Genomic DNA, 25,817 nt, shown 5'->3' on the forward strand with positions numbered 1-25,817 from the left:
GCCTCCTGAAGTGCCGCACCACCAGCTGAAGATCACCCAAAACCGCCCCGACTTCCAACCAGGTGGCCCTGCCGCGTCGAAGACTGGCCTCTTCGACCACCCCATCGAGCCGAAGAGATCACCATGCGCACATCCCCCGGGCGTCATCTGGCCACAGGCATGCTGCTGGTCCTGGCCGCTGGCGGCTGCGCGACGACGGGATCGGACACGGATGCGACGTCGCCGCAGGCCAGCCCATCGGTGCCAGCCTCGGCCCAGGCCTCGGCCTCCGCCCAAGCCTCCACCACCCCAACCACACCCCTCACCCTCACCACCAACGTCCGCTCCGGCGCCACCGACGTCCCGGTGAGCACCCTGCTGCGGGTGACGGCCACGGGCGGCAAGGTCAGCGACGTCCGGGTCACCTCCACCGCCGAGGGCAGGAACGCTGTGCCGGTGACCGGCAAGGTCGATGACAGGGGCACCTGGACGGCCAGGAGCCGTCTGGACCCGGGTGCCCGTTACACGGTCGAGGCCACCGCCACCGGAAGCGACGGCGCCACGAGGTCCAGCACCACCCGTTTCACCACGGCTCAGGTCTACCGCGTGAACGAGGTCTTCCCGACCCTCACCCCGGTGCAGGGCGGCCCCTTCGGCGTCGCCCAGCCGGTCGTGGTGCACTTCGACACCCCGGTGACGAACAAGGCCGAGTTCGAGCGCAACATGCACGTCACGTCGGTGCCGGCCCAGGAGGGCTCGTGGGGCTGGTTCGACGACCAGACGGTGCACTGGCGCCCCAAGCAGCACTGGAAGCCGGGCACCAAGGTCACCCTGGACGCGAACCTGAACGGCGTCGATGCCGGCAAGGGCCGCTTCGGGCAGCTGAACCGGACGCTGGAGCTGACCATCGGCAAGGACCAGCAAGGCACGGTCGACATCGCGAAGCACACCATCACCTGGCTGCGCGACGGCAAGCCGGTCGGCACCTGGCCGATGACGGCCGGCAAGCCCGGCTTCAGGACCCGCTCCGGCACCAAGGTGGTGATGGAGAAGGCGGAGAACATCACGATGAACTCCGAGACCACCGGCATCGCTCAGGACTCGGCCGAGGGCTACGAGGTGAAGGCGGCCCTGGCCATGCGGGTGACCAGCTCGGGCGAGTTCATCCACTCGGCCCCGTGGAACGAGGGCAATTTCGGCGTGCGCAATGCCTCCCACGGCTGTATCGGCCTGTCGAATGACTCGATGTACTCGGTCTACACCACCGCCCAGATCGGCGACCCGGTGGTCTTCACAGGCTCGGACCGCACGCTGGAGGACGGCAACGGCTGGAGCGAGTGGGACCTCAGCTGGGAGCAGTGGCGCGCGAAGTCGGCGCTGCGCTGATCCGCGCCGCGAGGGCCGGCTGTCAATCAGCTGACCTCCAAAACAACCGACCAAACCAGTCGATTCCTGACCTGCAAGGGATCGCGGAGACCGGATCGAGCCTGGGCCCCGGCCCCTGCCAGGGGGCGACCACCACGCCCCCAAAGGCTTGGTCCAGATGCCCTATCCTGCTGTTCTCTCTGAACGTTCAAACAGGAGTACCGGCATGCCCGTCACCAGCGCCCACAGTGATCTCGAGGCGCGCACCCTCACGATGGTCGCCGAGTTCGCCGCGCCGCTGGAGCGCGTCTGGCAGGTCTATGCCGATCCGCGCCAGCTGGAGCAGGTGTGGGGTCCCGAGGGCTACCCCGCCACGATCGTCGAGCATGAGCTGGGACCCGGCGGGCGCATGCACTACTTCATGACCAGCCCCGAGGGCGAGAGGTTCCCGGGAGCGTGGCAGGTCGAGCAGGTGGAGACGCTTCGTCGCTTCACCTTCCGCGACGTCTTCACCGACCAGGCCTTCACCCCCGCGCCGGACATGCCGGCCAGCCGCAACGAGTACCGCTTCGAGACGGCCCCGGTGGGCGCGCTGAGCGACGCCACCCGCGCCACCTACACCTGCACCTTCGAGACCACCGAGGGCCTGCAGCAGGTGCTCGACATGGGCGTCATCGAGGGCTCCACGTCGGCGATCAACCAGATCGACGAACTGCTGGGGCGCGACTGACCAGAACCAGGGGCTGACCAGAACCAGGGCTGACCAGAACCAGGGCTGACCAGAACCAGGGCTGACCAGAACCAGGGCTTGCCGGGCAGCACCGGGCCTCAGCCACGGGCGAGCATCCGTCCCGAGACCAACAGCAGCACCAGCGAGGCCGCGGCCAGCGCGGCGCAGACCACGAAGACGCCGGCGATGCCGGCCGACCCCGACGAGCCGAGCGCGATCACCGCACCGGAACCGATCGCACCGATCCGTCGGGTGTTCATGAACAGCCCCGAGCCCATGCCGGGGGCGTCGACGATCTCCTGCACCCAGGCCAGCCCCATCCCCTCGCTCAGCGCGATGAAGACGGCATTGGGAACCTGGAGCAGCAGGAGCATCCACGGAGCACTGGTGGCCAGCACCCCCAGGTAGTAGACCAGCGCGAGCAGGGCCCCGACGGTGACCATGGCGAACCTGGAGCGGTGCATGCCGATGCGCCCGCTGGCCACCAGCACGGGGATCTCGAGCGTCGCGCACAGCCCCAGCGCCAGCCCTGCCCACAGCGGCGCGGCGTGCAGGTGGTCGGTGACGAACAGGGTGATGACGGCAACGGCGGTGGTGTTGCTCGCACCGGTGAGCGAGAGCGCCAGCAGCGCCAGGCCCACCGGGAGCCTCTTCGGTGGGGCGCCCGACGGCTTCTGCAGCACGTGCTCGGGGCTGGCCGCGCGGGTGCGGCGACGCATCATGGCCAGGGTCAGCGCCAGGTTGCAGGCCGCGACTAGGGCGATCGCCACCAGCAGCCAGCGTGGCCCGAAGGAGCCGATCACCAAGGTGGCGACGGGCGGGCCCACCATCCAGGCGAAGGAGAAGACGGCCCGCACCTGGGTGACCTCGGGCAGGGTGGCGCCCTGGTGCTTGAGCTCGGCGAAGAGCATCGACGACCCGGCACCGGCGGGTGCGCCGAAGACGATCAGCGCGGCCAGCGCCAGCGGCAGCGAGGTGGCCAGCCACAGGGCGATGGTGAGCGCGATCGTCGACAGCCCGGCCAGCAGCATGGGCAGCAGGTAGTCGCCGCGACGGTCGGCCCAGGCGGGGACGACGAGCTGGGCCAGGAACCCGGCGATCTGGTAGGCCACGATCACCCAGCCGACCTCGGCCATCGGCACCCCGTAGAGGGTCACCAGCAGCAGGGTCAGGGCGGGGGCGAGGAAGCTGAACTGCAGGCCCCACAGCATCGCCGAGCCTGCCAGGTGAGGATGTCGTCGCACGGGCGAGCCACCTTTCCTACCAAACGGTCAGCACCGTTGGCCAAGACTACCCGCATAGGCTGGCGCCATGGCCTTCACCGGAATCCCCTTCGACGCCGTGCACTTCTACCAGCAGCTGGAGGAGCACAACACCAAGGAGTGGTTCCAGGCGCACAAGGCCGACTACGACCGACTGGTCCGTCAGCCCTTCCTGGCGCTGGCCGAGGAGGTCGGCCCGGCCTTCGGCGAGACGAAGGTCTACCGTCCCTACCGCGACGTGCGCTTCAGCAAGGACAAGACGCCCTACAAGACCCACCAGGGCCTGTATGCCAAGAGCTCCAGCTATGCCGGCTGGTACTTCCAGGTGGACGCCACCGGCTTCTTCCTGGCCGGCGGCACCTACTGGATGAGCGGCGACATGCTCTCGCGCTACCGCGACTCCGTCACCAATGACGCCACCGGCCTGCAGCTGGAGGCGATCCTGCAGCCCCTGCTCGAGGCCGGCTACCAGCTCGACGGCGAGAAGCTCGCCACCCGCCCCCGCGGCGTCGCCCCCGACGCGCCGCGACTGGAACTGCTGCGCCACAAGAGCCTCTCGGCCCGGCTGCCGCTGGGCCGGCCGGCCTGGATGGCCACCGCGGAGGCCGCCGAGTACGTCAACGACGGCTGGGACGAGCTGCGCGAGCTGATGGACTGGCTCAAGGAGTATGTCGGCAATGCCGAGGAGTCGCGGGGCTAGCAATCATCCGAGCGGTACGGCCCCGACCACCGCACACCAGGAAGTAAATAAAGTAAGAACAGATGGGATAACCATGCGGGAAGACCAAGCTCCACCCAGCCCCTTCCAACCCGGCTACGGACGGCGTCCGGCCGTCTACGGGGGACACGAGCAGGAGATCGCCGAGCTCACCGAGGTCTTCCGCACTCTCGACTTCGGCGAAAACCATTCGGTACTCGTCTCTGGCCTGCGTGGAGCGGGCAAGACTGCCTTGCTCTGAGTCCTGCAGGACCGTGCACGAGAACACGGATGGCTCGTGATCCATGATGACGCCAGCTCCGGGCTGATGGATCGGGTGATGGAATCCAGCATCCCCAATCTGCTCAACCAGTTCACTCCTGAGGACCGTGCCCGGTTGACCTCCGTGGCCCTGTGGGAGTTCTCCGCCAACTGGGAGTACGTTTCGCGGCGTGAGGGGGCCCAGACCCCGCCTGAGGGACGATCTGGTTGGGTTGTCGGCTGCACTGGGGCCACGGGGCGGGATCCTCATCACCATCGATGAGGTAGCAGCCGGACGCACCCGCCTCAGGGAGCTTGGCCGGTTCGCCCTCGAGGTGCAGCACGCCCTCACCGCGGGCGCCCAGATCATGGTGGTCTTCGCAGGAGTCCGGATCGATCTGGACGAACTGCTCAAGCAACCACACCTCACCTTCCTACGAAGGTCCAAGGACATGGACTTTCGCCGGCTGAGCCCCCACGAGACCAGCAAGGTTCTGCAACAGACAGCGGAGCTCGGCAACCGGAGCATCGACGACGATGCCCTCATGCAGCTGGTTGCCGTCTCACAGGGATACCCGTATCTCGTCCAGCTAGCCGGCGACTACGCCTGGCGCCACAGCCCCAACAGCCCCGCGATCTCACTCGAGGACCCCCAGCACTCCGTGGAGAAGTCGGTCAGCGCCATCCAGACGCGTGTCCTCAGCCGGGTCTATGACGATCTCTCGGACATCGACAAACAATTCCTCCAGGCCATGTCCATGGACGAGGGGCGCTCGAAGATGGCTGACATCGTCCATCGCATGGGGCAGAGCGACCAGTACGTGCAGGTCTACAAGAAGAGGCTGATTGACAGCGGTTATGTCCAGAGATCAGGGCATGGTGACGTCGAGTTCTCCCTGCCCTACCTCGACCAGTACATCCGCAGCCTCGGCGTGGTCGACGACGACGGACCCGAGCACGCAGAGAATCCTTGGGACGACTTCCCGCCGCCGAAGCTGTGATGGTGTGAGGAGCGCGACGGGCTAGCGCCCAAACCGCATCCCCGTCGCCGCCACCAGCGCCAGCACCCCGGCGCCCAGCACCGGCCAGAAGCCGTGCACCAGGGTGCTCGCCAGCCGTCCGGCGACGGCCGCGCCCAGGCTCACGCCCAGGGTGATGCAGGTGGCCAGCACCGTCATCATGGTCGCCATCCGCTCGCGCGGCGCGATCCGCTCCATCCACGTGAAGGAGCTCACCAGCGTCACGCCCGCCCCCAGGCCCAGCACGATCGCGACGACGGCCGCCACCGGGGCCTGCGGCAGTCGCATCATCGCCAGTGCCCCGCCGGTCATCAGCGCACCGCCGCCCAGCAGCCGCACCGGCGTCGTGATCCGCGGGGAGAGCCGCCCCACCAGCAGGCTCGCCACGCCGCTGCCGACGCCCACCGCCCCGTAGACCAGGCCGGTGAGCCCGGGTGTTCCGCGATGGTCGAACAGGGCCGTCAGGCTCGTCTGGGTGGCACCGAAGAGGGTGCCGACGCCCAGGCAACCGAACATCGGCCACAGCATTGACACCGTGAAGGACGGCACGGCCACCGCGCCCACGGGACGGTCCCGGTGCGCCTCGGGCAGCGCCCGCCAGTCCTCCCGGTGCGCGGCCAGGTGCGCAATGAACAGGCCCTGCATCAGCAAGGTGAGCACCATGATGGTGACCGTCGCCGTCGAGGCCCCCAGCCAGGTGACCAGGCTGCCGGCCACCACCGGCCCCACCACGAAGCCGGTCTCGTCGGCGGCCCCCTCGTAGCCCAGCGCGCGCGAGACCAGACCGGGAGCGCGGTGCCGTGCGGCCAGCAGCGACCAGCGGCTGCGGGCGATCGGACCCACCTGCGGATTCGCGGCACCGACGACCGCGGCGCAGCCCAGCAGGGCGGCCGATGGGGCCTGGGAGAGCAGCAGGAACAGGAATCCCGCCTGGGCCAGCAGCGAGATCGTGGTGGCCCCAGCCACCACGCGCAGCGGGCCGTGCCGGTCCACCAGGCGCCCCACCACGGGTCCGCCGAAGGCGCTGCCCAGGCCGACCGCCGCCACCGCCAGCCCGGCGACGGCCAGGCCACGGCCGTCGCGGGCCAGCACCATCAGGTAGCCGAGCTGCACCATCGAGGACGGCATGCGTCCCAGGAAGGCGGTGAGCAGGAAGGGCCAGCCGCCGGCCTGCGGCAGGCTGGGCTCGCGGGTGGTCTGCGTGCTCTTGGGGTTCTCAGGGGTTTGCGTCATGGGCTCTCCGGGCGTGGTCGACGGGACGCGGCCCGGCCTCACTCGCGTCTGGAATTCCCCTGTGTCTGCGCCCAGTTTACGCGCTGACCAGCTTCAGACCGATGACACACCCGACGATCCCCAGCACCAGCAGCATCTTCACCACGCTGAAAGGCTCCGCGCCGGAGGCGATCGACCAGACCAGGGTGGCGGTGGCACCGATCCCCACCCACACCGCATAGGCGGTGCCGACGGGGATCTCGCGCATCCCCCAACCCAGGCCCACCATCGAGATGGTCATGGCCACCAGGAAGGTGATGACCGGCTCGGGGCGCGAGAGGCCGTCCATCCGGTCCAGGGCCGTCGCCCAGACCGCCTCGAAGAGCCCGGAGAGCACCAACACGATCCATGCCATGGCGCCCATCCTCACACAGCGGCCCGAAAGCGCCCTCAGGAGCGACGGTGCGGCCGCCAGTAGCCGTCGGGCAGGGTGACCTCGGGGTCGACGCGTCCGCGCGAGACCCACTTGCGCACCTTCGGGGAACTGACCGCCAGCACGGTCAACACCGACAGGCCCGCGGCCAGCAACCGCCCCAGTCCCAGGTCACCCTGGCCGGACAGCACCGCCAGCTGGTTGATCGCGTCGATGGTGGCCACCGCCATCAGCGCCACCCAGGCCAGACGCTTGCGGGCCACGATGAACCACCACAGCACCACACAGACCAGCGCCAGGATGCCGCTGGTGCGCAGGTCCAACCCCAGGCCCAGCACCCGGGCTGCGGTCGGGCGCAGGGCGACGATCCCCCACGCCATCGCAGCCAGCAGGGCGCGCAGCGCCACCAGGCCACCGCCGATCCACAGCGGCATCGGCGGCACCCCGTGCTGGGCGAAGCCCGGGTAGCGGTGGGCCCGCAGCACCACCCGCCCCTGCTGCACGCGCATCAGCGCGCCGGAGACGTCAAGCACCGGCATGTCGCCGTCGGTGACGATCCGGTCGCCGCCGCCATTGCGGTGGTGGTAGGCGGTGGAGAAGTCCTTGATGACATGCACTGTGCTGGCCGGGTCGGCATAGCGCACCGTGTCGATGAGGTAGTCGCGCTCGATGTCGATGTTCTCGTCGATCTTGTGCGTCACCTGCCAGGTGAACATCGAGAAGCCCACCGCCCGGTCATAGCTGGCCGCCGCCAGCCACGTCGCCCGGTGCCCGCCGGGCAGCAACCAGCCGTGCGGCACCCGCCAGAAGCGCACGTGGTGGCGCTGGGAGGTGTTGCCGTCCACCTCCTGCTGGTAGGCGAAGTCGTGCAGCCGCCCGAACAGGTAGAGCCCGCTGACCGGCGCCGCCGGGTAGGAGCGGCGCAGCAGCCAACTGCGCACCGCCTGCCAGGCGGTGCGGATGGACAGGTCGTCGGCCCGGGTCCAGCCGGCGGCGGTCATGGCCGCGTCGATGTCGTGCTCGTTGCCGTCCAGGGCCAGGTTGATCGGGTCGCCCAGCAGTCCGTCGCCGGTGCGGGAGCGGCCGATGTAGTAGTCGGGCAGGTAGAGCAGGGTGAACAGCTGGTGCACCCGCGGCAGGGCCAGGTAGGCGGTCAGCGCCCAGAACAGCAGCAGGTGCAGCAGCCGGACGCGGTGCCCGCTGAAGCCACTGGACAGCAGCGTCGCGGCAAGCCAGAAGGCCAGGCCGAGGGCAACCACGACGAAGCCGGCACTGATCAGCTCGAACAGGTTGAAGCTCGCCCGCGCCGAGACCTTGCTCGGCGCGTGCCGGTAGACCGGCGGGGCCGGGGGCACCGGATAGCGCGAGGAGTTCACGGGACCATCCTGCCGCAGCCCGGTGACACTTCCCGACCCACGTGGTGTGGACAAGGGCCCTGATCGCCGGGTCCCAGTAGCCTTTCCCACCGCCGACCCCCGCGCGCCACCGAGAAGAAGACACCATGGAGTACACCCGCCTGGGCAGCACCGGCCTGCGGGTCAGCCGCATCGCGCTGGGCTCCAGGAGCTACGGCGACCGACAGGCGGGCCGAACCCCTGGACCCTCGGCGAGGACGCTGCCGCCGACGCCCTGGAGGTCACGCTGAGCCGGGGCGAGGTGGAGCTGCTGGAGCGGGCCTACCGGCCACAGGCCGACCGCTGGTGAGAGCCGCGGCGGCCTCGCGCACCGCCCTGCCGAGCCGCTCGATGCGCGGCGAGTCGATGCTCCACACCTGCCAGTGCAGGGCGACGTCGACGGCCGCGCCCGGCAGCCGCACCAGCCGGCCGTCCTCGATCCTGCGCTCCAGCTGCGCGACGGGGATCATGCCCCACCCCAGCCCGGCCTCGACCCCGGCCAGGAAGGCCTCCGAGCCGGGCACCTGCGGCTGGCGCGGCAGATCGGTGATCCCCAACTGGCGCAGGAAGTCCAGCTGCAGGCCGTCCTTGGCGTTGTAGCGCAGCGCCGGCATCGCCGCCCAGTCCGGGGCCTCTGCTCCCCCGTGGCGCGCCACCAGACCGGCCGCCGCGACCGGCACATAGGTCATCGCGCCGAGCGGGACGATCCGGCAACCCTGCACCGGCACCGGGTCGCTGGTGACCACCGCGACCACGTCGCCGCGGCGCAGCAGCCGGGCCGAGTGGTCCTGGTCCTCCAGTTCGAGCCGCAGGGTCACGTCGGGCCAGCCGGCGGCCTGGGCGAGCACGGGGCGGAACCAGGTGGCCAGAGAGTCGGCATTGACCGCCAGTCGCAGCACCCCGTCGGCCTCGGCGCCACGCTTGAGGCTGGCCATCGTCTCGTCGCTGATCATCACCACCTGGCGGGCCATCCGCAGCACCTGCTCTCCGGCGGGGGTGGGCCGGCAGGGAAGGGTGCGCTGCACCACCAGCTGGCCGACGTGCTTCTCCAGGGCGCGGACCCGCTGGCTCACCGCCGAGGCGCTGACGCCCAGTTCGTCGGCGGCCGCCTCGAAGCTGCCCTCGTCGACGATCGCCACCAGAGTCCGTAGCCAGTCCGTGTTCATGAGGACATCTTAGGGAAATGCAGAAAACATCGTTTGTCTTCAGAACCCTGTGCTGACAGGGTTCTCGACATGTTCTCCACCGCCTTCACCGGCCTGCTGACCGGCCTGTCGCTCATCATCGTCATCGGCGTGCAGAATGCGCTGGTGCTGCGCCAGGGCCTGCGCCGCGAGCACGTCGGGGTGGTGGTGGCGGTGTGCGCCCTGGGCGACCTGATGCTGATCGGGGCCGGCACCGCCGGGATGGGCGCCATCGCCCAGGCCCACCCGGGGGCGCTGCGGCTGCTCAGCTGGGTGGGCGCGGCCTACCTGCTGTGGAGCGCGATCGGCGCCTTCCGCGCGGCCGCGGGCAGCGAGGCCCTGCAGGTGGGCGAGCCCCGCAGCCGGCGCTCGGTGCTGGGCACGGTGGTGGCCGTCACCTTCCTGAACCCGCACGTCTACCTCGACACGGTGGTGATGCTCGGCTCGATCGCCGCCAGCCACGGCGCGCTGCGCTGGTGGTTCGCCGCCGGGGCGATGGCGGCATCGCTGCTGTGGTTCGGGATGCTGGGCTTCGGCGCCCGGATGCTCTCCGGTCCGCTGGGTCGGCCGTCGGTCTGGCGAGCAGTCGACGTGCTCACCGGGTGCGTGATGCTGGCCGTGGCAGTCACCCTGGTTGTCTGAGCCGGGAATGAGCCGTGGGCCGCCAGAAATGCACTCCTGGCGGCCCACGACACGTTCACATGTCCTTCGTGGCCGTATGTGCTGCAATCTCTGCGAGCACGGCGGTGATCAGGCCTGCTGGAAGTCCTCGATCAGGCCGCGGACATAGGCCAGGGTCTCCTCGGGACCCTCGACCGCATGGCAGGCGATGCCCATCTCGAGCACCGGGTAGTCATTGCCGCCGGGCTGCAGGCGGTCCCCGATGAACAGCATGTTGGCCTGCTTGATGCCGGTCTGCTTCTCCAGCTCGCGCATGCCGTGGGCCTTGTCGATGCCCTTCATGGTGATGTCGATGCTGGTGGAGCCACCGGAGCGAACCTCCAGCTGGGGCACGTCGGCCGCGACGGCATCGCGCAGGGCGCCACGCTTGGTCATCTCGGGGTCCCAGGCGTGCTTGTCGGCCACCGAGGCCTTCTGGCCCAAGGCCGAGAAGGTGATCTGCGAGCCACGGTCCTCGATACGCTCGCCCTTGCACTTCTCGTCGGGCTCCCACAGGCCCAGCTCCTTGGCGCGCTCCTCGAGCGAGGCGATGGCCGCGGCCTTGTCGTCCTCGGCCAGGTCGTGGGCGTAGACCTCCTGCCAGGCGCCGTCGGTGAAGCGCAGGTAGCGGGTGCCGCAGGTGGGCATCAGGTGCAGGCGCGAGAGCTCGGCGTCGGCCGGGAGGTTGTCGAGCACCTGGGTCTGGAACTGCTCATAGCGGCCGCCGGAGATGATGCACACCGGGCGCCGGGCGAGCAGGTCGGCCAGGGCGCGAGCCATCTCGGGCTGCACCGGCGACTTGGAGGCGGCCAGCGTGTCGTCGAGGTCGAAGGCGACGATCTGGATCTGGTCAGCAGTGATCTGATTGTGGTCGGTCATGGCTTCTCCCCGAGAAAAGCGTGCAAGGCGGACGCACGGTGCGTCCGTCGGAGCCTATCGGCGCCCCGGTGGGGTGTCCGGGTCGGCGATACTTCCTCTCAGCACCTGCCCAGATTGGCCACCCCTTCGGGTGGAGCGCCGTCGTCGCCAACGGGGCAGCAGCGAGACCAGCACCATGGCGGTGAACATCGCCGACCCGCCCAGCAGGATCTGCCAGGTGAGCCTCTCCCCACCGAACAGGATCGCGAAGACCGCCGCCCAGACCGGCTCACCGGCCATCAGCACCGCTGCGGTCGTCGACTCCACCAGGCCCTGCGCCCAGACCTGCAGGAAGACCGGGATGGCGCCCGCAGCCACCGCGATCCAGGCCATCATGAGCCAGTCGCTGCTGGTCGACGGCGCCTGTACCCCGCCGGGCAGGGCCACCAGGGTGCACAGGACGGCCACCGTCACCAGGGTCACCAGGGTGAGCGAGATGGCGGTGCCGGGTCGGCTCCACGAGTCGACCGCGACGATGTGGCCGGCATAGATCACGGCGCTGGCCAGCGTCAGCGCCTCTCCCCCGCCCATCGAGAGCCCGGCCCCAAGGTCGAGGGTGAGCACCCCCAGGCCGAGGGCGGCGAGCACCACCGCCAGCCAGGTGGCCCGGGGGATGCGCTCGCGCAGGAGGGTGGCCGCCAGCAGCGGGGTGAAGACGACGTAGAGGCCGGTGATGAAGCCCGAGGCGGAGGCTGCGGTGGTCTCCAGCCCGGTGGTCTGGACCAGCTGGGCGATGCCGTAGAGCAGCCCCAGCCCGATGCCGCGCAGCAGGGTGGCGCGGCTCATCCGCCAGTACCGCCAGCCCATCACGCCGGCCGCGGCGGAGGCCACGACGAAGCGGACCGCCAGTAGGTCCGGGACGGCCAGCCGGGTGGTGAGGTCCTTCATGCTGAAGAAGGTGCTGCCCCACAGCATCCCCATCACCACCAGGCTGGCCAGGGCCAGGAGCTGGGTGCGGCGGGGGATCGTCTGCGGGGCAGTGCTCACCCGGTCGAGTGTGGATGCTGGCCCGTGCGCTTGGCAATCTCGTCCGCGGCCCGGACCCCGGGCCGACACCCGGGAGCGCCCGGATAGCGTGTGGGGCATGTCATCCGCCTCGTTCACCCCTGCCCTGTCAGCCATCACGCTGCTGGTGGCCGACCTCGACACCAGTCAGGACTTCTACTCGCGGGCCTTCGAACTGGAACCGAGCTGGAGCGACGAGAAGTCGGTCAGCTTCACCCTGGGCAGCATCGTGCTGAACCTGCTCGTCAACAGCGAGGGCCCCCGGCTGGTGACGCCCGTCGCCCCCGCCGAGCCGAGCGCCGGCCCGCGCAACCAGCTGTCGATCTGGGTCGACGACATCGACACCGCCGTCGAGGTGCTGCGTGAACGTGGCGTGGCCTTCGACACCGACCCTGCCGACAAGCCGTGGGGCATGCGCGTGGCCACCTTCCACGATCCCGACCGCCACAGCTGGGAGATCGGCCAGGACCTCGGCGACTGAGCCACCCCCAACGCCCCCGCTCCCCGGTCACTGCCCCCCGACCACTTCCTGCAGCACCTCGACGGCGCGGTGCGCCCCGTCCTGGCCGGCCATCTGGCGGCCCACCAGGCTGGCGGTCAGCTCATGGGAGGGGGCCCGATCCAGCGCCCACGAGACCTGTGCGGCGGTGAGCCGGCGCGCGGGCAGGGCCTCGGTGGCGGCCCCGACGGCGTGCAGCCGGGAGGCCCAGAAGGGCTGGTCGACGGCGATCGGCACCGGGACGCTGACCACCCCTGCCCGGGCCGCGGCATGGCTCGTCCCGGCGCCGCAGTGGTGCACCACGGCGGCACAGCGCGGCAGCAGCCAGGAGTGCGGCAGGTGGCCCACCACCCGCACCCCCTCGGGAAGGTTCTCGGGGACGACACCCGACCAGCCCGGCGCCAGCAGCGCCCGCCGCCCGTCGAGTCCGTCGACGACCGTGTGCAGCAGCCCGTCGGGCAGCGCCATCGACCCGAAACCGACATAGACCGGGGGCGGTCCGTCGCCGAGGAAGGCCAGCAGGTCCTCGTCGAGGGCCGCGATCGGGGCTGGCAGGGCCCAGTTGCCGGTGACGTGCTGGCGGACGCCGCCGGGCACCGGCACCAGGCTGGGCGACCAGGCGCACAGGCTGGTGTAGTCGCGCCACACGCCACACTGCGGGGCCAGGCCGAGCCGGCGACGGGAGTCGTTGACCTGGCCGGCCAGGCTCCACCAGCCCAGTTGCTGCCCGCCCGTCGCCAAGGGCTCGTGCAGGGCCAGCGGCAGCCGGGTGGGCAGCACGGAGGAGGGCTGTCCGCGGCCGGGCAGGAAGGGCTGGAAGAAGCAGGCCACGACGGGCGCGTCGAGCATTTCGGCCGCGGTGAAACCGGCGGGCAGGGACAGCCCGCTGGCCAGCACCACGTCGGCGCCCCCTGCCTGCTCGACGGCCTCGACGAAGGTCACGGTCCACTCGTGGAGGTGGTCCTCGAAGAGGGTCCGCAGCACTCCCAGACCGGCCAGGGTGGAACGTCCGCGCCGCACGAAGCGCGCCAGGTCGTCGCCGCTCTCGCCGGCACTCAACCGCGAGCGGATGCCCCCGCCCAGGGGGACGAAGGTGACCGGGTGCCCCTCGACGAGCGGCGCGGAGCCCTCGTCGCCGGCCAGGACGAGCTCGTGCCCGGCCAGATGCAGTTCCCGGGCCAGGGCGAGGAAGGGGCGCACGTCGCCCTCGGTTCCATAGCTGATTGCCGCGATGCGCATGCCGCCAGTCTGGCAACACATGGCGACGGGCCGCACCCCTCAAGTGGAGGGGTGCGGCCCGTCGGGTGCCGGATCAGACGGCGGTGATGACGTTGCCGGCCAGCAGGCCGAGCACGGCCAGGCCCACCAGGATGCGGTAGATGACAAAGCCGGTGAAGGTGTTGCTGGCGACGAACTTCAGCAGCCAGGCGATCGAGGCGTAGGCGACGAAGAAGCTCACCACGGCGCCGATGACCACCACGCCCCAGCCGATGGTCTCGCTCACGTGGCTGAACTCGGTGGCCGCCTCATAGACGCCGGCGGCGACCAAGGTGGGGATGCCCAGGTAGAAGGCGAGCTTGGTGGAGGCCAGGCGGTCGAGGCCGCTGAACAGGCCGCCGACGATGGTGGCGCCGGAGCGGGAGACGCCGGGCACCAGCGACAGGCACTGGATGAGGCCCAGCAGGGCGCCGTCCTTCCAGGTGATGGTGTCCAGGGTGCGCTGCTTGGAGGGGGCGAGCTTGGCCGAGTAGCGGTCGGCGGCGAACATGGCGAAGGACCACAGGATCAGGCCGATGCCCACCACCCACAGGCTGCGCAGGGCTCCGGTGATCAAGTCCTTGCCGACCAGGGCGACGCTGGCGGTGATGACGGTGCCGACCACGACGGCCCAGCCCATGTTGTAGTCGCTGCCGCGCCTGGACTTGTTGCCCAGGCCGCCGAGCCAGCCGGTGAGGATGCGCCAGATGTCGCCCCAGAAGTAGATGACGGCGGCCAGGATGGCGCCGATCTGGATGATGGCGGTGTAGGCGGTGATGCCCGGGTCGTCGATGGGCAGGCCCATCAGCTTCTCGGTGATGGTCAGGTGACCAGTGCTGGAGACGGGAAGGAATTCCGTCACTCCCTCGACGACTCCCAGAATGATCGACTGCCACCAGGTCATGTGCATCCCCTTCACGAGCGCAGCCCGAACCTCGAAGCTGCCGTTCATGTCAATGTAGGGAGCCCTCTGAGAGGTTCCCGAACGACTCTCAGGCCGGGCACAGCCCCTTGCCAGCCAAGGTCCAGCGCAGATCGGCAGGAGTGCTGGGCTAGGGTGTGGCTGCTGGCTGCGGCCAGCGCGTCGCTGCCAGCGAAGCCGGTGTGACCCCGGCGCTGTCCCGCAACGGTGATGCCCCCATGGTCCTGGCGTGCACGTCGAGCGATCCGGCGGGGGCGAGCCCGGTCGCCTGGCTGCCTCGCCCGTGACGACATTCGCGAAGGACGAGTGATGGCCTCACCCCTGCCAGGTGCGCACCAGCACCTCCCCGTTGCCGATGCTGCCCCACTCCACCTCGCGGTGGCCGCGGCCGTCGACGACCGCCAGCAGCACCCGCAGCGCGTCGCCGTGGCCGACCAGCACCACCTCACCGACGCCTCTGGCGGCGAGCTCGTCGAGCAGTTCACGGCAGCGGCCATGGACCTGCTGGATGGACTCCCCGCCGCCCCAACAAACCTCGCTGACGTGCATCCCCTCGGGGGTGTCTTCGGCGACGAGCTCGTCGAATCCCTTGCCCTCCATGCATCCCAGCCCCTGCTCACGCAGCAGTCGGGTGGGCTCGGGGATGCTGCCAATGGCCGCCGCGACGTGCTCGGCGGTCTGGACGGCGCGCAGCTGGTCACTGCACAGCAGCGGGGCGCCGGGCGCGACCAGGCCGACGACGACGGTGGCCGCGGCCTCGGCCTGGGCATGGCCCAGCTCGGTCAGCGGCACCTGCATCGTCTGCCCCTGCAGGCGACGCTCCAGGTTCCAGGTGCTCTGGCCGTGGCGAACGAGGACGATCTTCACCCCTCCACCCTCTCAGGTGCCGCGTGATGTGGGCGCGGGCAACCGGCCTGCTGCTGGGCACCCTCGCCGATGCCGTCGTGCCCGACCCGCAACGACACCATCCGGTTGCCTGGTTCGGCTCCTGGGCGATGTGGGTGGAGCGGCGCACCTACCGCGACGAGCGCGGAGCGGGGGCGGTACACGTCGCCTGCTGCCTGGCACCGCTGGCCGTGCTGGGCGTGGCCGCCGAGGCCGTGGGTCGCAGGCACCCGCTGGCACGGGCGGGGCTGACGGCGCTGGCCACCTGGGCGGTGACCGGCGGCTCCTCGCTGGCGCGCGAGGGTGAGCTGATGGCCGCGCACCTGGCCGAAGACCACCTGGAGCGGGCCCGCGACCGGCTCTCGCACCTGTGTGGCCGGCTGGCCGACGAGCTCAACGAGCCGGAGCTGGCGCGGGCGGCGCTGGAGTCGGTGGCCGAAAACTCCGCCGACGCAGTGGTGGCGCCGCTGGTCTGGGGCGCGGCGCTGGGCATGCCCGGGCTGCTGCTGCACCGCGGCATCAACACCCTGGACGCCATGGTGGGCCACCACAACCGGCGCTACGAGAACTTCGGCATGGTCGCCGCGCGGCTCGACGACGCCGCCTGCTGGCTGCCGGCCCGGCTCACCGGGGCCGTCACCTGCGCCGTCTCCGGGACGCGCGCCGGCCAGGCCTGGCGGGTGATGCGCCGCGACGCCCACGACCACCCCAGCCCCAACGGCGGCTGGTGCGAGTCGGCCTTCGCCGGGGCGCTTGGGGTGCAGCTCGGCGGGCACAATGTCTACCCCGGCGGACGTGTGGAGGACCGGGGACTGCTCGGCGACGGCCCACGCCCAATGGCGCGCGACCTGCTACGCGCCGCCCGGCTGGCGCGTCGGGTGCAGTGGGCCTCGGCCGCGCTGGTGGCCGCGGCACTGATCGGAAGGAAGCTCTGATGGTGGGAATCCTGGTGGCCGGCACCTCGTCGGATGCCGGCAAGTCGCTGGTGACGGCGGGCCTGTGCCGGGTGCTGCGCCGCCGCGGCGTCGACGTCGCCCCCTTCAAGGCGCAGAACATGAGCAACAACTCGATGGTGGTGACCGACGGCGAGATCGGGCGCGCCCAGTTCCTGCAGGCCATCGCCGCGGGCGTGGAGCCGAGCACCGCCATGAACCCGGTGCTGATCAAGCCCGGCACCGACCGTCGCGCCCACGTCGTGCTGCGCGGCCAGCCCGACGGCACCCTGGAGGCCGGTCAGTACGCCACCGGCCGCAGGCACCTGGCCGAGGCCGCCTTCGCCGCCTACCGGGAGCTCGCCGCGACACACCAGGTGGTGGTCTGCGAGGGCGCCGGCTCCCCCGCCGAGATCAACCTGCGCGGCGGCGACTACGTCAACATGGGCCTGGCACGGCAGTTCGGCATGCCGGTGGTGCTGGTGGGAGACATCGACCGCGGCGGGGTGCTGGCCAGCATCTACGGCACCTGGGCGCTGCTGGACGACGACGACCGCGCGCTGCTGAAGGGCTATGTGATCAACAAGTTCCGCGGCGACCCGTCGGTGCTGGCGCCGGGCCTGGACGAGATCAGCCGCCGCACCGGCCTGGCCAACCTGGGCGTGCTGGAGTGGCTGCCGGGGGTCTGGCTCGACGGCGAGGACGCCCTGGCGATCGGCGGCTGGCGCCGGGCCTCGGCCTCGACGCCCGGCGCGCGGCCACTGCACGTGGCCGTCGTCCGGCTGCCGCGGGTGAGCAATGCCACCGACGTCGACGCCCTGGCCGCCGAACCGGGTGTGCGGGTGGAGGTGACGGCCGATCCGGCAGTCTGCGCCGAGGCGGACCTGCTGGTACTGCCCGGCACCCGCGCCACCGTCGACGACCTGCGATGGCTGCGAGGGCAGGGAATCGACCGGGTCGTCGCCCAGCGGCACGCGGCCGGACGCCCCACGCTGGGGATCTGCGGCGGCTACCAGATGCTGGGGCAGGTGATCGTCGACGAGGTGGAGGGGGACAGCTCTGGCCCGGTTGATGGGCTGGGCATCCTGCCGCTGCGCGTCGACTTCCACCCCGACAAGGTGCTGGCGCGTCCGACCGGCAGCTGGCAGGGGCACGAGGCCGCCGGCTACGAGATCCACCACGGCCAGCCCACGACGCTGGCCAAAGCCGACGAGCACTTCCTGGACGGCATGCGGGTCGGCGCCACCTGGGGCACGCACTGGCACGGGGCGCTGGAGAACGACGGGCTGCGCCGGGCCTGGCTGGAGCGCGTCGCCGAGCAGGCCGGGCACCCGTGGCGGCCCGAACCGGGCGCGCCCGGTTTCGCCGAACGGCGCGAGCAGATGATCGAGACCCTGGCCGATGCCATCGAGCGGCAGCTGGACGTCGAGGCACTGCTGGCCCTGGCCACCGATTCAACCACCCCCACCGACCCGACCAACCCCACCGACAGGGAGAACTGATGCAGGGCAAGGCACCCCAGAACACCAGCGGACTGACCACCCGGCAGCTGCGCCACCAGCCGCGGCTGATCATCAACACCGGCGACGGCAAGGGCAAGTCGACCGCCGCCTTCGGCATGGCGCTGCGGGCCTGGAACCAGGGCTGGAGCATCGGCGTCTACCAGTTCGTGAAGTCGCCCAACTGGCGCACCGGTGAGAAGGCCGCCTTCGCTGCGCTCAACGAGGTGCACCAGCAGACCGGGCAGGGCGGGCCGGTCGAGTGGCACGCCATGGGCGCCGGCTGGACCTGGCTGCGCTCGACGAAGGAGGTGGACCACGTCGCCATGAGCAAGGAGGGCTGGGCGCGGATCAGTGAGCAGCTCGCCAACCAGACCCATGATCTCTATGTGCTCGACGAGTTCAGCTATGTGCTGGCCAATGGCTGGCTGGACGTCGACGAGGTGCTCGAGACCCTCGCCAACCGCCCCGGCACCCAGCACGTCGTGATGACCGGGCGACGGATGCCACAGCAGGTGCTTGACGCCGCCGACCTGGTGACCGAGATGACCAAGGTGAAGCACCCCTTCGACACCGGGGCGAAGGGCCAGGCGGGCATCGAGTGGTGAGACCGCCGTCGTAGCCCGCCAAAACAGACGCAATGGGCCCTCTGGAAGGTTCAAAACCAGTTGGCCCTCCACAATTCGTCTGTTTCCGCGCGGCAATGCCCGGGCAGGCTTTCCCCCGCACCGGCCACCGACCCTCGGACTGTCTCCGGATGGTGCCGACAAGCCGCTCGGATGCGCCGTCAGCTGCTGGCTGTCGGCGAAGCCCCGGGCGCGCGGCGCACCCACACGAGCATCGCGATTGCCCCTGCCACCCCTAGAACCGCCTCCCCGGTGAAGATGACCGAGCCCGGATCAAAGCCCAAGTGCCACTGCCATGCCCACCTCTCTCCGAAAGCGAGCACAGCGACGAGAAGGGGGACCAACGCATTGGGGTGCTGCCGCCACCATCCTCCCAGCGCGCCCATGACCGGACCGCTGATGAGTCCGAGCACGAAGTACTTGGAGCCGTAGCGGCCCACGTACTCGAGCATGATGCCTGGCTACCATGAAGACACACCCGCCGAAGCCGGGATGTAGTAGGCCACGAGAGCGGCCTGGGTGATCATGAGCCCCCATGCCGCGCCCTTGCCCAGGCGTCCCGTTCGCCAGCCGAACCACAGCGGAATCAGCAACCAGGTCAACGACACATTCGACACCCACAAGGCATCCCAGGTGTCGAGCGACAGGATCGCGCCCAGGCCGAAGACCAACAGCAGTGTGATGACCCCGTCCGGGATCAGGTGTCGCCTCATGACAGGAGTAGGGCGCCGGACAGTACCCACCCCGCCGCGAAAACAGACGCAATAGGCCCTTTGGAAGGTTCAAAAGCACATGATGCGCCACAATTCGTCTGTTTCCGCGCGGCAATGGCCAGGGAGCCCGTTCCCGCTAGGCTTGCCGCAGCCCACGGCCCAGGAACCCGGTGCAAGCCCGGGGCGGTTCCGCCACTGTGACAGCCAGACACTGGACGTCGGGTGAGTCCATGCCCACGTTCCGGAGCGAGAACTCCGGGGGAGGAGACGCGCCGATGCGCATCGCCCTGCTGTCCACGTCCGACACCGACCTGCTCTCGGCCCGCGCCAGCGGCGCCGACTACTTCCTGGCCAATCCCGCCCGCCCCGCCCACCAGCAGATGGCCGAGCAGATCGAGGCCTGCGACCTGGTGGTGGCCCGCATCCTCGGCGGCCCGCAGGACCTGTGCGACGGATTCCGCCGCATCGCCGGCACCCGGCCGATGGTGGTGCTCGGCGGCGAACAGGAGCCCAGCGCCCAGCTGATGGAGCTCTCCAGCGTCCCGATCGGCGTCGCCGCCGAGGCCCACCGCTACCTGGCCGAGGGCGGCCCGGAGAACCTGGCCCAGCTGCACGCCTTCCTGTCCGACACGGTGCTGCTCACCGGCGAGGGATTCGAGCCCCCGCAGCCGATCCCGAGCTGGGGCGAGCCGTCCTGGTGGGAGTCACCCACCGAGCAGCCCGGGCAGCCCGCCCTCCCCCGCGTCGGCGTCCTCTACTACCGCGCCCACGAGACCAGCGGCAACACCGACTTTGCCCGCGAGCTGTGCTCCGCCATCGACGCCACCGGGCATGCCACCGCGGTCCCGGTCTTCGCCGGCTCGCTGCGCCAGGCCCCCGACGAGCTCTACGGCTTCCTCGGCACCCTGGATGCGCTCATCGTGACGGTGCTGGCCGCCGGAGGCTCCACCCCGGCCACTGCCCAGGCCGGCGGGGACGACGAGGCCTGGGACGTCGCCCGGATGGCGGCCCTCGACATCCCCGTCTTCCAGGGGCTGTGCCTGACCAGCAGCCGCGCCGACTGGGAGGCCAGCGACGACGGCGTCACCCCGATGGACTCGGCCACCCAGATCGCCATCCCCGAGTTCGACGGCCGCATCATCGCCGGTCCCTTCAGCTTCAAGGAGTTCGACGACGACGGCCTGCCCCGCTACGTCGCCGACGCCGAACGCTGCACCCGGCTGGCACGCCTGGCCGCCAACCACGCCCGGCTGCGCCACGCCCCCAATGCCGACAAGAAACTGGCGCTGGTGCTGAGCGCCTACCCCACCAAGCACGCCCGGATCGGCAATGCCGTCGGCCTGGACACCCCGGTCTCGGCGATCCGGCTGCTGCGCAGGCTCCGCGAGGAGGGCTACGACCTGGGCGCCGACAACGAGGTGACCCGGATCCTGGGCGCCGCCGAGGCCAGCCCCGAGGCGCAGGACGCCGACGGGCGCACCCCCGACACCATCGCCGGCGATGCCCTCATCCACGCCCTGATCGCCGCCGGCGGGCAGGACGAGGAGTGGCTCACCAATGCCCAGCTCACCGATGCCCACGTCCGCATCACCCCCGAGCAGTACCGCGCCTGGACCGCCGACCTGCCCGAGGAGCTGCGCGAACAGATGCGCGAGGCCTGGGGCGAGGGCCCGGGCAGCCTGTTCGTCAACGAGGCCGGGGAACTGGTGCTGGCCACCCTGCAGGCCGGCAATGTGGTGATCCTGATCCAGCCGCCGCGCGGCTTCGGCGAGAACCCGGTGGCGATCTACCACGACCCCGACATGGCGCCCAGCCACCACTACATCGGCGCCTACCGCTGGATCGAGCACGGCTTCGGCGCCCACGCGGTGGTCCACCTGGGCAAGCACGGCTCGATGGAGTGGCTGCCGGGCAAGAATGCGGCCCTCTCGGCGGCCTGCGGACCCGACGCGGCGATCGGCTCGCTGCCGCTGGTCTATCCCTTCCTGGTGAACGATCCCGGCGAGGGCGCCCAGGCCAAGCGACGCGCCCACGCGGTGATCGTCGACCACCTGGTGCCGCCGATGGCGCGCGCCGAGAGCTATGGCGACATCGCCCGTCTGGAGCAGCTGCTCGACGAGCACGCCAACATCGCGGCGATGGACCCGGCGAAGCTGCCGGCCGTGCGCGGCGAGATCTGGAACCTGATGCGCGCCGCCGAGCTGCACCGCGACCTGGGCCTGGAGGAGCAGCCCGAGGACGAGGACTTCGACGACTTCATCCTGCACGTCGACGGCTGGCTGTGCGAGATCAAGGACGCCCAGATCCGCGACGGCCTGCACACCCTGGGCGCGGCACCGGCCGGCGAGGCCCGCGTCAACCTGGTGCTGGCCATCCTGCGCGCCCAGCAGGTCTGGGGCGGCGCCAGCGATGCCGTGCCGGGGCTGCGTCGGGCCCTGGGGCTGGCCGACAATGCCGACGGCGCCCGCACCGACGAGGTGGAGGCGGCCGCCCGCGCCCTGGTCCAGGCGATGGAGGAGGCTGGCTGGGAGCCGTCGGCCGTCGACTCCCTCACCGACGACGAGCAGGTGCGCCGGGTGCTGCGCTTCGCCGCCGAGCAGGTGGTGCCGCGCCTGGAGCGCACCACCGACGAGCTGGATGCGGTGCTGCACGCGCTGGAGGGCGGCTTCATCCCCTCGGGCCCCTCGGGCTCGCCGCTGCGCGGGCTGGTCAACGTGCTGCCCACCGGCCGCAACTTCTACACCGTCGACCCGCGCGCGGTGCCCTCGCGCCTGGCCTGGCAGACCGGCCAGGCGATGGCCGACTCGCTGCTGCAGCGCCATCTCGACGAGACCGGCGCCTACCCCACCTCGGTGGGCCTGAGCGTCTGGGGCACCTCCGCCATGCGCACCAGCGGCGACGACATCGCCGAAGTCCTTGCCCTGTTGGGCGTGCGGCCGGAATGGGATGAGGCCTCGCGTCGCGTCAGCCGGCTCGAGGTGGTGCCGTTGGAGGAGCTGGGTCGTCCCCGCATCGACGTGACGGTGCGCATCTCGGGCTTCTTCCGCGATGCCTTCCCGCACGTCGTCGCGATGGTCGACGACGCGGTGGCGATGGTCGCCGAGCTGGACGAGCCCGACGAGCAGAATTTCGTGCGCGCCCATGCCCGCGCCGACCTGGCCGAACACGGTGACGAGCGCCGCGCCCGCACCCGCATCTTCGGTTCCAAGCCGGGCAGCTATGGCGCCGGCATCCTGCAGGTGGTGGAGAGCGGCAACTGGCGCAGCGACGACGACCTGGCCGAGGTCTACACGGCCTGGGGTGGCTTCGCCTACGGCCGCGGCCTGGACGGCGTGCCGGCCAGCGATGACATGCGCACCAACTACCGGCGCATCCAGGTGGCCGCCAAGAATGTCGACAACGTCGAGAGTGACATCCTCGACTCCGACGACTTCTACCAGTACCACGGCGGCATGGTGGCGACGGTGCGGGCGCTGACCGGCGCCGACCCGAAGGCCTATGTGGGTGACTCCACCAGCCCCGACCGGGTGCGCACCCGCAGCCTGGCCGAGGAGACCGCCCGCGTCTTCCGGGCCCGCGTCGTCAACCCCCGCTGGATCTCGGCGATGCGCCGCCACGGTTACAAGGGGGCCTTCGAGTTGGCCGCCACCGTCGACTACCTGTTCGGCTTCGACGCCACCGCAGGGGTCGTCGACGACTGGATGTATGACCGGGTGGGCCGCGAGTACGTGCTGGACGAGACGACGCAGGAGTTCATGCGCACCAGCAATCCGTGGGCGCTGCGCGGGATCGTCGAGCGGCTCCACGAGGCCGCCGAGCGGGGCCTGTGGGAGCAGCCCGACCCGGAACTGATGCAGCAGTTGCAGCAGGTCTACCTTGAGGTGGAGGGCGACCTGGAGGACGACGAATGAGCGAGCACGCCACAGCACTGCAGAGGCTGCGGATCCTGGGCATCGGCATGGGCCCGCAGCACGTGACGCCGGAGGTCTCGGCGGCGCTGCGCGGCTGCGACGTGGTGGTGGTCTTCGACAAGTCGGCCACCGACGGTGCCCACGCCGGCCGGGAGCGCGACGAGCAGATGGTGGTGCGCCGCCGGATCGCCAAGGATCACGGCGTGCCCGTCGTCCGGGTGTCCGATCCGCCCCGGGACCGTCGCGGCCCGTCCGAGTCGTCGGGGGCGCAGTACCGCAAGGCCGTCGCCGACTGGCACGCCGCGCGGGTGGAGCGCATCCTGGCGGCGCTGCGGCGTGAGGCGCCCGAGGCGCGCACCGTCGCCATCCTCGCCTGGGGCGACTCCTCGCTCTTCGACTCGCTGGTGCGCCTGGCCGGGCGCATCGAGGAGCAGACGGGCTGCACATGGGACGTGCTGCCCGGCGTGAGCGCGCCGCAGGTGCTGGCGGCACGGCACAGGGTGGTGCTGCACCGGGTCGGCGAACCGGTGCACATCACGACGGCCCGCAAGCTCTTCGAGGACATCGAGGCTGGTCAGCGCAACCTGGTGGTGATGCTCACCCTGCCGCACACGCTGGACGACCTGGCCTCCTCGCCGGGGCTGGCCGACTGGCAGCTGTGGTGGTCGGCGAACCTGGGCTCCGAAGGAGAACAGTCACTCTCGGGCCGGGTCCGCGAGGTGGTGCCGCGGGCGAAGGTTGCACGTGAAACGGCGCGCGAGACCGACGGCTGGGTGATGGACATGTTCCTGCTGCGTGCCCCCGACTCGCGCGGGGACGTGCTGTGAGGGTGCTGCTGCTCGGCGGCACCAGCGAGGGTCGGGCATTGGCCGCTGCCCTGGTGGAAGCCGGGATCGACATCACCAGCTCACTGGCTGGCCGCCTGCCGGAGCCGAAGCTGCCCGTCGGGGCGGTGCGGATCGGTGGCTTCGGCGGGGTCGACGGGCTGCGGGCGGCGCTGGCCGACTTCGACGTGGTGGTCGACGCCACGCATCCTTTTGCGGAGGGGATGAGCCGCAATGCTGCCGAGGCCTGCGCCACCCCGCTGCCCGACGGGCGACGCATCCCGCTGCTGCGGTTGGAACGCCCTGCCTGGCCCGCCGAGGACGGCTGGCATCTGGCCGGGAGCCACGAGCAGGCGGCCGAGCTTGCCGCCAGCCTGGGATCGCGCCCCTTCGTCACCGTCGGCCGCCAGGAGCTGGAGCGCTACCTGCCCGCCTTGGGGGAGCTTGCGGTGCTGGCGCGGATGGTGCGCGAACCCGACATGGCCGTCCCCGATGCCTGGCAGGTGATCACCAGCCGCGGCCCCTACACGCTGGACGGCGAGCTGGAGATCCTGCGCGAGCACCGCAGCGACGTGCTGGTCACCAAGAACTCCGGCGGCAGCTTCACCCGCCCGAAGATGGAGGCGGCCCACGAACTCGGGATTCCCTGTGTGGTGGTGCAGCGGCCTCGGCCCACCGACGGGGTGGAGACCGTCAACAAGGTCGAGCAGGCCGTCGACTGGGTGCTGGGGAGGGCCAGTGAACCCACCGGTAGGTGAGCAGCCGGAAGCTGGCTGCCCGCTGCCGCACACGCAGGAAACACGGGGCACACGCACGCAGCACGGGGCACACGCAGGAAACACGGGGCACACGTTCCAACGTGTGCCCCGAGCCCCTGGTGTGTGCGTGGTGCAGCGACTCAGGTCCGTCGGCGGGGTGGAGGCCATCAACCGGGTGCTGGGCGACCCTAGAGCCGAAGCATCGACCGGTTGCCGCGCTCGTCACAGGAGGCGAGCGCGTTGACCGCCGCCACGGTGACGGCCGAGCCGCCGCGTCGCCCGTGCAGGGTGAGGTAGTCCAGCCCGAGGTCATTGCCTGCCAGGGCCTGTTTGGACTCGGCGGCCCCGACGAAGCCCACCGGACAGCCGACCACGGCGGCGGGCCGCACTCCGGTCTCGCGCACCACCTCCAGCAGGCGGAACAGGGCGGTGGGGGCATTGCCGATTGCCACCACGGCCCCGTCGAGCAGGTGGCGGGAGGCCATCAGGGGGCGCTCGGCCCAGAGCTCCACCGCCGCCATCGTCTTGGTGATGCCCTTCTCGGTGGCGCGTCGGACGGTGGCCGGCTCCTGCAGCAGGCAGACCACCTGGTTCTCCCGCGGCAGGCGCGAACGGGTGATGCCGGTGGCCACCATCGTCGAGTCGCACAGCACCGGCGCCCCGGCCAGCAGGGCAGCACGGGCGGCGGTGACCAGGCCGTCGCTCCAGCCCAGGTCGTCGACGATGTCGGGCTGGCCGGTGGCGTGCACCATGCGTGCGGCGACCGGCGCCAGGTCGTCGGGGAGCCGGTCGAGGTGGGCCTCGGCCCGGATGATCGCGAAGCTCCTGTCGTAGATCGAGGAGCCGTCGGTGATGTAGTCGTACTGCACGGG

The 25,817-nt window shown here is 70.8% G+C and carries 26 protein-coding genes, 1 pseudogene and 1 riboswitch; of the genes and pseudogenes, 14 read left to right on the forward strand and 13 right to left on the reverse strand.

Translation table 11 applies throughout. From position 1 onward, the window contains the following. The first annotated feature begins 123 nt into the window (after nucleotides 1-123). Entirely contained in the window at nucleotides 124-1,365 is a 1,242-nt protein-coding gene (locus tag ACYVKA_RS05785; protein ID WP_460703766.1) for a L,D-transpeptidase, read from the forward strand. Between the two features lie 205 nt (nucleotides 1,366-1,570). Beyond that, nucleotides 1,571-2,074 (forward strand): SRPBCC family protein, encoded by a 504-nt coding sequence (locus ACYVKA_RS05790; protein ID WP_460703768.1) that lies wholly within the window; start codon nucleotides 1,571-1,573, stop codon nucleotides 2,072-2,074. Between the two features lie 98 nt (nucleotides 2,075-2,172). Here the strand turns inward: ACYVKA_RS05790 and ACYVKA_RS05795 are convergent, their stop codons facing one another. After that, the gene (locus tag ACYVKA_RS05795; RefSeq protein WP_460703770.1) at nucleotides 2,173-3,318 is read right to left on the reverse strand and encodes an MFS transporter; all 1,146 of its coding nucleotides are present in this window, start codon (nucleotides 3,316-3,318) and stop codon (nucleotides 2,173-2,175) included. Between the two features lie 67 nt (nucleotides 3,319-3,385). On the opposite strand from ACYVKA_RS05795, the gene ACYVKA_RS05800 reads away from it, so the two are divergent. The 3 genes from ACYVKA_RS05800 to ACYVKA_RS05810 all read left to right on the forward strand — a co-directional run bounded on the left by ACYVKA_RS05800 (nucleotide 3,386) and on the right by ACYVKA_RS05810 (nucleotide 5,295). Then, on the forward strand, nucleotides 3,386-4,036 hold the full coding sequence (locus ACYVKA_RS05800) for a DUF2461 domain-containing protein (protein ID WP_460703772.1): 651 nt from the start codon (nucleotides 3,386-3,388) through the stop codon (nucleotides 4,034-4,036). A 73-nt stretch (nucleotides 4,037-4,109) separates the two neighbouring features. Continuing rightward, entirely contained in the window at nucleotides 4,110-4,295 is a 186-nt protein-coding gene (locus tag ACYVKA_RS05805; RefSeq protein WP_394274632.1) for a P-loop NTPase family protein, read from the forward strand. 190 nt (nucleotides 4,296-4,485) lie between these two features. After that, nucleotides 4,486-5,295 carry a hypothetical protein gene (locus ACYVKA_RS05810; protein ID WP_460703774.1) on the forward strand — a complete coding sequence of 270 codons (810 nt, stop codon included), beginning with the start codon at nucleotides 4,486-4,488 and terminating at the stop codon, nucleotides 5,293-5,295. A 21-nt stretch (nucleotides 5,296-5,316) separates the two neighbouring features. Here the strand turns inward: ACYVKA_RS05810 and ACYVKA_RS05815 are convergent, their stop codons facing one another. From ACYVKA_RS05815 to ACYVKA_RS05825, 3 genes are all read right to left on the reverse strand, one after another. Beyond that, nucleotides 5,317-6,546 carry an MFS transporter gene (locus ACYVKA_RS05815; RefSeq protein WP_460703776.1) on the reverse strand — a complete coding sequence of 410 codons (1,230 nt, stop codon included), beginning with the start codon at nucleotides 6,544-6,546 and terminating at the stop codon, nucleotides 5,317-5,319. A gap of 76 nt (nucleotides 6,547-6,622) precedes the next feature. Then, nucleotides 6,623-6,940 (reverse strand): DMT family transporter, encoded by a 318-nt coding sequence (locus ACYVKA_RS05820; protein WP_460703778.1) that lies wholly within the window; start codon nucleotides 6,938-6,940, stop codon nucleotides 6,623-6,625. Nucleotides 6,941-6,975: 35 nt separating this feature from the next. Continuing rightward, entirely contained in the window at nucleotides 6,976-8,334 is a 1,359-nt protein-coding gene (locus ACYVKA_RS05825; RefSeq protein WP_460703780.1) for an LssY C-terminal domain-containing protein, read from the reverse strand. A 125-nt stretch (nucleotides 8,335-8,459) separates the two neighbouring features. Between ACYVKA_RS05825 and ACYVKA_RS05830 the strand changes: the two genes are divergently transcribed. After that, entirely contained in the window at nucleotides 8,460-8,603 is a 144-nt protein-coding gene (locus ACYVKA_RS05830; protein WP_460703782.1) for a hypothetical protein, read from the forward strand. On the opposite strand, the gene ACYVKA_RS05835 is transcribed toward ACYVKA_RS05830, so the two are convergent. Continuing rightward, on the reverse strand, nucleotides 8,595-9,518 hold the full coding sequence (locus tag ACYVKA_RS05835) for a LysR family transcriptional regulator ArgP (RefSeq protein ID WP_460703784.1): 924 nt from the start codon (nucleotides 9,516-9,518) through the stop codon (nucleotides 8,595-8,597). The genes ACYVKA_RS05830 and ACYVKA_RS05835 overlap by 9 nt on opposite strands. 69 nt (nucleotides 9,519-9,587) lie before the next feature. Between ACYVKA_RS05835 and ACYVKA_RS05840 the strand changes: the two genes are divergently transcribed. Next, a complete protein-coding gene (locus ACYVKA_RS05840) occupies nucleotides 9,588-10,178 on the forward strand; it encodes a LysE/ArgO family amino acid transporter (protein WP_460703786.1) in 591 nt (196 codons plus the stop codon). 108 nt (nucleotides 10,179-10,286) lie between these two features. On the opposite strand, the gene ACYVKA_RS05845 is transcribed toward ACYVKA_RS05840, so the two are convergent. Next, nucleotides 10,287-11,075, reverse strand: a complete 789-nt coding sequence (locus ACYVKA_RS05845; RefSeq protein WP_394277085.1) for an HAD-IIB family hydrolase — start codon at nucleotides 11,073-11,075, stop codon at nucleotides 10,287-10,289. Between the two features lie 54 nt (nucleotides 11,076-11,129). Further along, nucleotides 11,130-12,101, reverse strand: coding sequence for a DMT family transporter (locus ACYVKA_RS05850; protein WP_460703788.1), 972 nt, complete (start codon nucleotides 12,099-12,101; stop codon nucleotides 11,130-11,132). Nucleotides 12,102-12,198: 97 nt separating this feature from the next. Here ACYVKA_RS05850 and ACYVKA_RS05855 point away from each other — a divergent pair, with 97 nt between their 5' ends. Then, nucleotides 12,199-12,600: a VOC family protein gene (locus tag ACYVKA_RS05855; protein ID WP_394277087.1), complete on the forward strand. Its 402-nt coding sequence runs from the start codon at nucleotides 12,199-12,201 to the stop codon at nucleotides 12,598-12,600. A gap of 27 nt (nucleotides 12,601-12,627) precedes the next feature. Here ACYVKA_RS05855 and ACYVKA_RS05860 read toward each other — a convergent pair whose 3' ends face one another. The 3 genes and pseudogenes from ACYVKA_RS05860 to ACYVKA_RS05870 all read right to left on the reverse strand — a co-directional run bounded on the left by ACYVKA_RS05860 (nucleotide 12,628) and on the right by ACYVKA_RS05870 (nucleotide 15,765). Further along, complete coding sequence (locus ACYVKA_RS05860) at nucleotides 12,628-13,857, reverse strand: glycosyltransferase (RefSeq protein ID WP_460703790.1); 1,230 nt, start codon at nucleotides 13,855-13,857, stop codon at nucleotides 12,628-12,630. Between the two features lie 73 nt (nucleotides 13,858-13,930). Next, on the reverse strand, nucleotides 13,931-14,779 hold the full coding sequence (locus ACYVKA_RS05865; RefSeq protein ID WP_460703792.1) for an undecaprenyl-diphosphate phosphatase: 849 nt from the start codon (nucleotides 14,777-14,779) through the stop codon (nucleotides 13,931-13,933). 333 nt (nucleotides 14,780-15,112) lie between these two features. Beyond that, a pseudogene (locus tag ACYVKA_RS05870) lies at nucleotides 15,113-15,765 on the reverse strand (histidine phosphatase family protein). Between ACYVKA_RS05870 and ACYVKA_RS05875 the strand changes: the two are divergent. Genes ACYVKA_RS05875 through cobO form a run of 3 tightly spaced genes read left to right on the forward strand, consistent with a single transcriptional unit; the run spans nucleotide 15,691 to nucleotide 18,721 of the window. Then, nucleotides 15,691-16,617 (forward strand): cobalamin biosynthesis protein, encoded by a 927-nt coding sequence (locus ACYVKA_RS05875; protein ID WP_460703794.1) that lies wholly within the window; start codon nucleotides 15,691-15,693, stop codon nucleotides 16,615-16,617. The pseudogene ACYVKA_RS05870 and the gene ACYVKA_RS05875 sit on opposite strands and share 75 nt — an antisense overlap. Further along, entirely contained in the window at nucleotides 16,617-18,116 is a 1,500-nt protein-coding gene (locus ACYVKA_RS05880) for a cobyric acid synthase (RefSeq protein ID WP_460703796.1), read from the forward strand. The genes ACYVKA_RS05875 and ACYVKA_RS05880 overlap by 1 nt, the downstream gene beginning before the upstream one ends. Next, a complete protein-coding gene (gene cobO / locus ACYVKA_RS05885) occupies nucleotides 18,116-18,721 on the forward strand; it encodes a cob(I)yrinic acid a,c-diamide adenosyltransferase (protein ID WP_394275811.1) in 606 nt (201 codons plus the stop codon). Before ACYVKA_RS05880 ends, cobO begins: the two co-directional genes overlap by 1 nt. 179 nt (nucleotides 18,722-18,900) lie before the next feature. Here cobO and ACYVKA_RS05890 read toward each other — a convergent pair whose 3' ends face one another. Next, nucleotides 18,901-19,191, reverse strand: coding sequence for a hypothetical protein (locus tag ACYVKA_RS05890; RefSeq protein WP_460703798.1), 291 nt, complete (start codon nucleotides 19,189-19,191; stop codon nucleotides 18,901-18,903). 9 nt (nucleotides 19,192-19,200) lie between these two features. After that, nucleotides 19,201-19,452 (reverse strand): hypothetical protein, encoded by a 252-nt coding sequence (locus ACYVKA_RS05895; protein ID WP_460703800.1) that lies wholly within the window; start codon nucleotides 19,450-19,452, stop codon nucleotides 19,201-19,203. A gap of 162 nt (nucleotides 19,453-19,614) precedes the next feature. After that, a riboswitch (cobalamin riboswitch) is annotated at nucleotides 19,615-19,721 on the forward strand. Here ACYVKA_RS05895 and cobN point away from each other — a divergent pair. The 3 genes from cobN (at nucleotide 19,683) to ACYVKA_RS05910 (ending at nucleotide 24,945) form a co-directional block, all read left to right on the forward strand. Beyond that, nucleotides 19,683-23,363, forward strand: a complete 3,681-nt coding sequence (gene cobN / locus ACYVKA_RS05900; protein WP_460703802.1) for a cobaltochelatase subunit CobN — start codon at nucleotides 19,683-19,685, stop codon at nucleotides 23,361-23,363. Its footprint overlaps the riboswitch before it by 39 nt. After that, a complete protein-coding gene (locus ACYVKA_RS05905; RefSeq protein ID WP_460703804.1) occupies nucleotides 23,360-24,190 on the forward strand; it encodes an SAM-dependent methyltransferase in 831 nt (276 codons plus the stop codon). Before cobN ends, ACYVKA_RS05905 begins: the two co-directional genes overlap by 4 nt. Further along, entirely contained in the window at nucleotides 24,187-24,945 is a 759-nt protein-coding gene (locus tag ACYVKA_RS05910) for a cobalt-precorrin-6A reductase (protein WP_460703806.1), read from the forward strand. The genes ACYVKA_RS05905 and ACYVKA_RS05910 overlap by 4 nt, the downstream gene beginning before the upstream one ends. A 188-nt stretch (nucleotides 24,946-25,133) precedes the next feature. On the opposite strand, the gene ACYVKA_RS05915 is transcribed toward ACYVKA_RS05910, so the two are convergent. Further along, the gene (locus ACYVKA_RS05915; protein WP_394275801.1) at nucleotides 25,134-25,814 is read right to left on the reverse strand and encodes a precorrin-8X methylmutase; all 681 of its coding nucleotides are present in this window, start codon (nucleotides 25,812-25,814) and stop codon (nucleotides 25,134-25,136) included. Nucleotides 25,815-25,817: the final 3 nt, after the last annotated feature.

The organism is Luteococcus sediminum, from assembly GCF_054783495.1.

Bases quoted from the DNA above. Each gene is read 5' to 3' on its own strand.
- ACYVKA_RS05785 (WP_460703766.1), top strand. From the start codon at position 124: ATGCGCACATCCCCCGGGCGTCATCTGGCCACAGGCATGCTGCTGGTC.
- ACYVKA_RS05790 (WP_460703768.1), top strand. From the start codon at position 1,571: ATGCCCGTCACCAGCGCCCACAGTGATCTCGAGGCGCGCACCCTCACG.
- ACYVKA_RS05800 (WP_460703772.1), top strand. From the start codon at position 3,386: ATGGCCTTCACCGGAATCCCCTTCGACGCCGTGCACTTCTACCAGCAG.
- ACYVKA_RS05805 (WP_394274632.1), top strand. From the start codon at position 4,110: ATGCGGGAAGACCAAGCTCCACCCAGCCCCTTCCAACCCGGCTACGGA.
- ACYVKA_RS05815 (WP_460703776.1), bottom strand. From the start codon at position 6,546: ATGACGCAAACCCCTGAGAACCCCAAGAGCACGCAGACCACCCGCGAG.
- ACYVKA_RS05820 (WP_460703778.1), bottom strand. From the start codon at position 6,940: ATGGCATGGATCGTGTTGGTGCTCTCCGGGCTCTTCGAGGCGGTCTGG.
- ACYVKA_RS05830 (WP_460703782.1), top strand. From the start codon at position 8,460: ATGGAGTACACCCGCCTGGGCAGCACCGGCCTGCGGGTCAGCCGCATC.
- ACYVKA_RS05835 (WP_460703784.1), bottom strand. From the start codon at position 9,518: ATGAACACGGACTGGCTACGGACTCTGGTGGCGATCGTCGACGAGGGC.
- ACYVKA_RS05840 (WP_460703786.1), top strand. From the start codon at position 9,588: ATGTTCTCCACCGCCTTCACCGGCCTGCTGACCGGCCTGTCGCTCATC.
- ACYVKA_RS05845 (WP_394277085.1), bottom strand. From the start codon at position 11,075: ATGACCGACCACAATCAGATCACTGCTGACCAGATCCAGATCGTCGCC.
- ACYVKA_RS05855 (WP_394277087.1), top strand. From the start codon at position 12,199: ATGTCATCCGCCTCGTTCACCCCTGCCCTGTCAGCCATCACGCTGCTG.
- ACYVKA_RS05860 (WP_460703790.1), bottom strand. From the start codon at position 13,857: ATGCGCATCGCGGCAATCAGCTATGGAACCGAGGGCGACGTGCGCCCC.
- ACYVKA_RS05865 (WP_460703792.1), bottom strand. From the start codon at position 14,779: ATGACCTGGTGGCAGTCGATCATTCTGGGAGTCGTCGAGGGAGTGACG.
- ACYVKA_RS05875 (WP_460703794.1), top strand. From the start codon at position 15,691: ATGTGGGCGCGGGCAACCGGCCTGCTGCTGGGCACCCTCGCCGATGCC.
- ACYVKA_RS05880 (WP_460703796.1), top strand. From the start codon at position 16,617: ATGGTGGGAATCCTGGTGGCCGGCACCTCGTCGGATGCCGGCAAGTCG.
- cobO (WP_394275811.1), top strand. From the start codon at position 18,116: ATGCAGGGCAAGGCACCCCAGAACACCAGCGGACTGACCACCCGGCAG.
- ACYVKA_RS05890 (WP_460703798.1), bottom strand. From the start codon at position 19,191: ATGCTCGAGTACGTGGGCCGCTACGGCTCCAAGTACTTCGTGCTCGGA.
- ACYVKA_RS05895 (WP_460703800.1), bottom strand. From the start codon at position 19,452: ATGAGGCGACACCTGATCCCGGACGGGGTCATCACACTGCTGTTGGTC.
- cobN (WP_460703802.1), top strand. From the start codon at position 19,683: ATGCCCACGTTCCGGAGCGAGAACTCCGGGGGAGGAGACGCGCCGATG.
- ACYVKA_RS05905 (WP_460703804.1), top strand. From the start codon at position 23,360: ATGAGCGAGCACGCCACAGCACTGCAGAGGCTGCGGATCCTGGGCATC.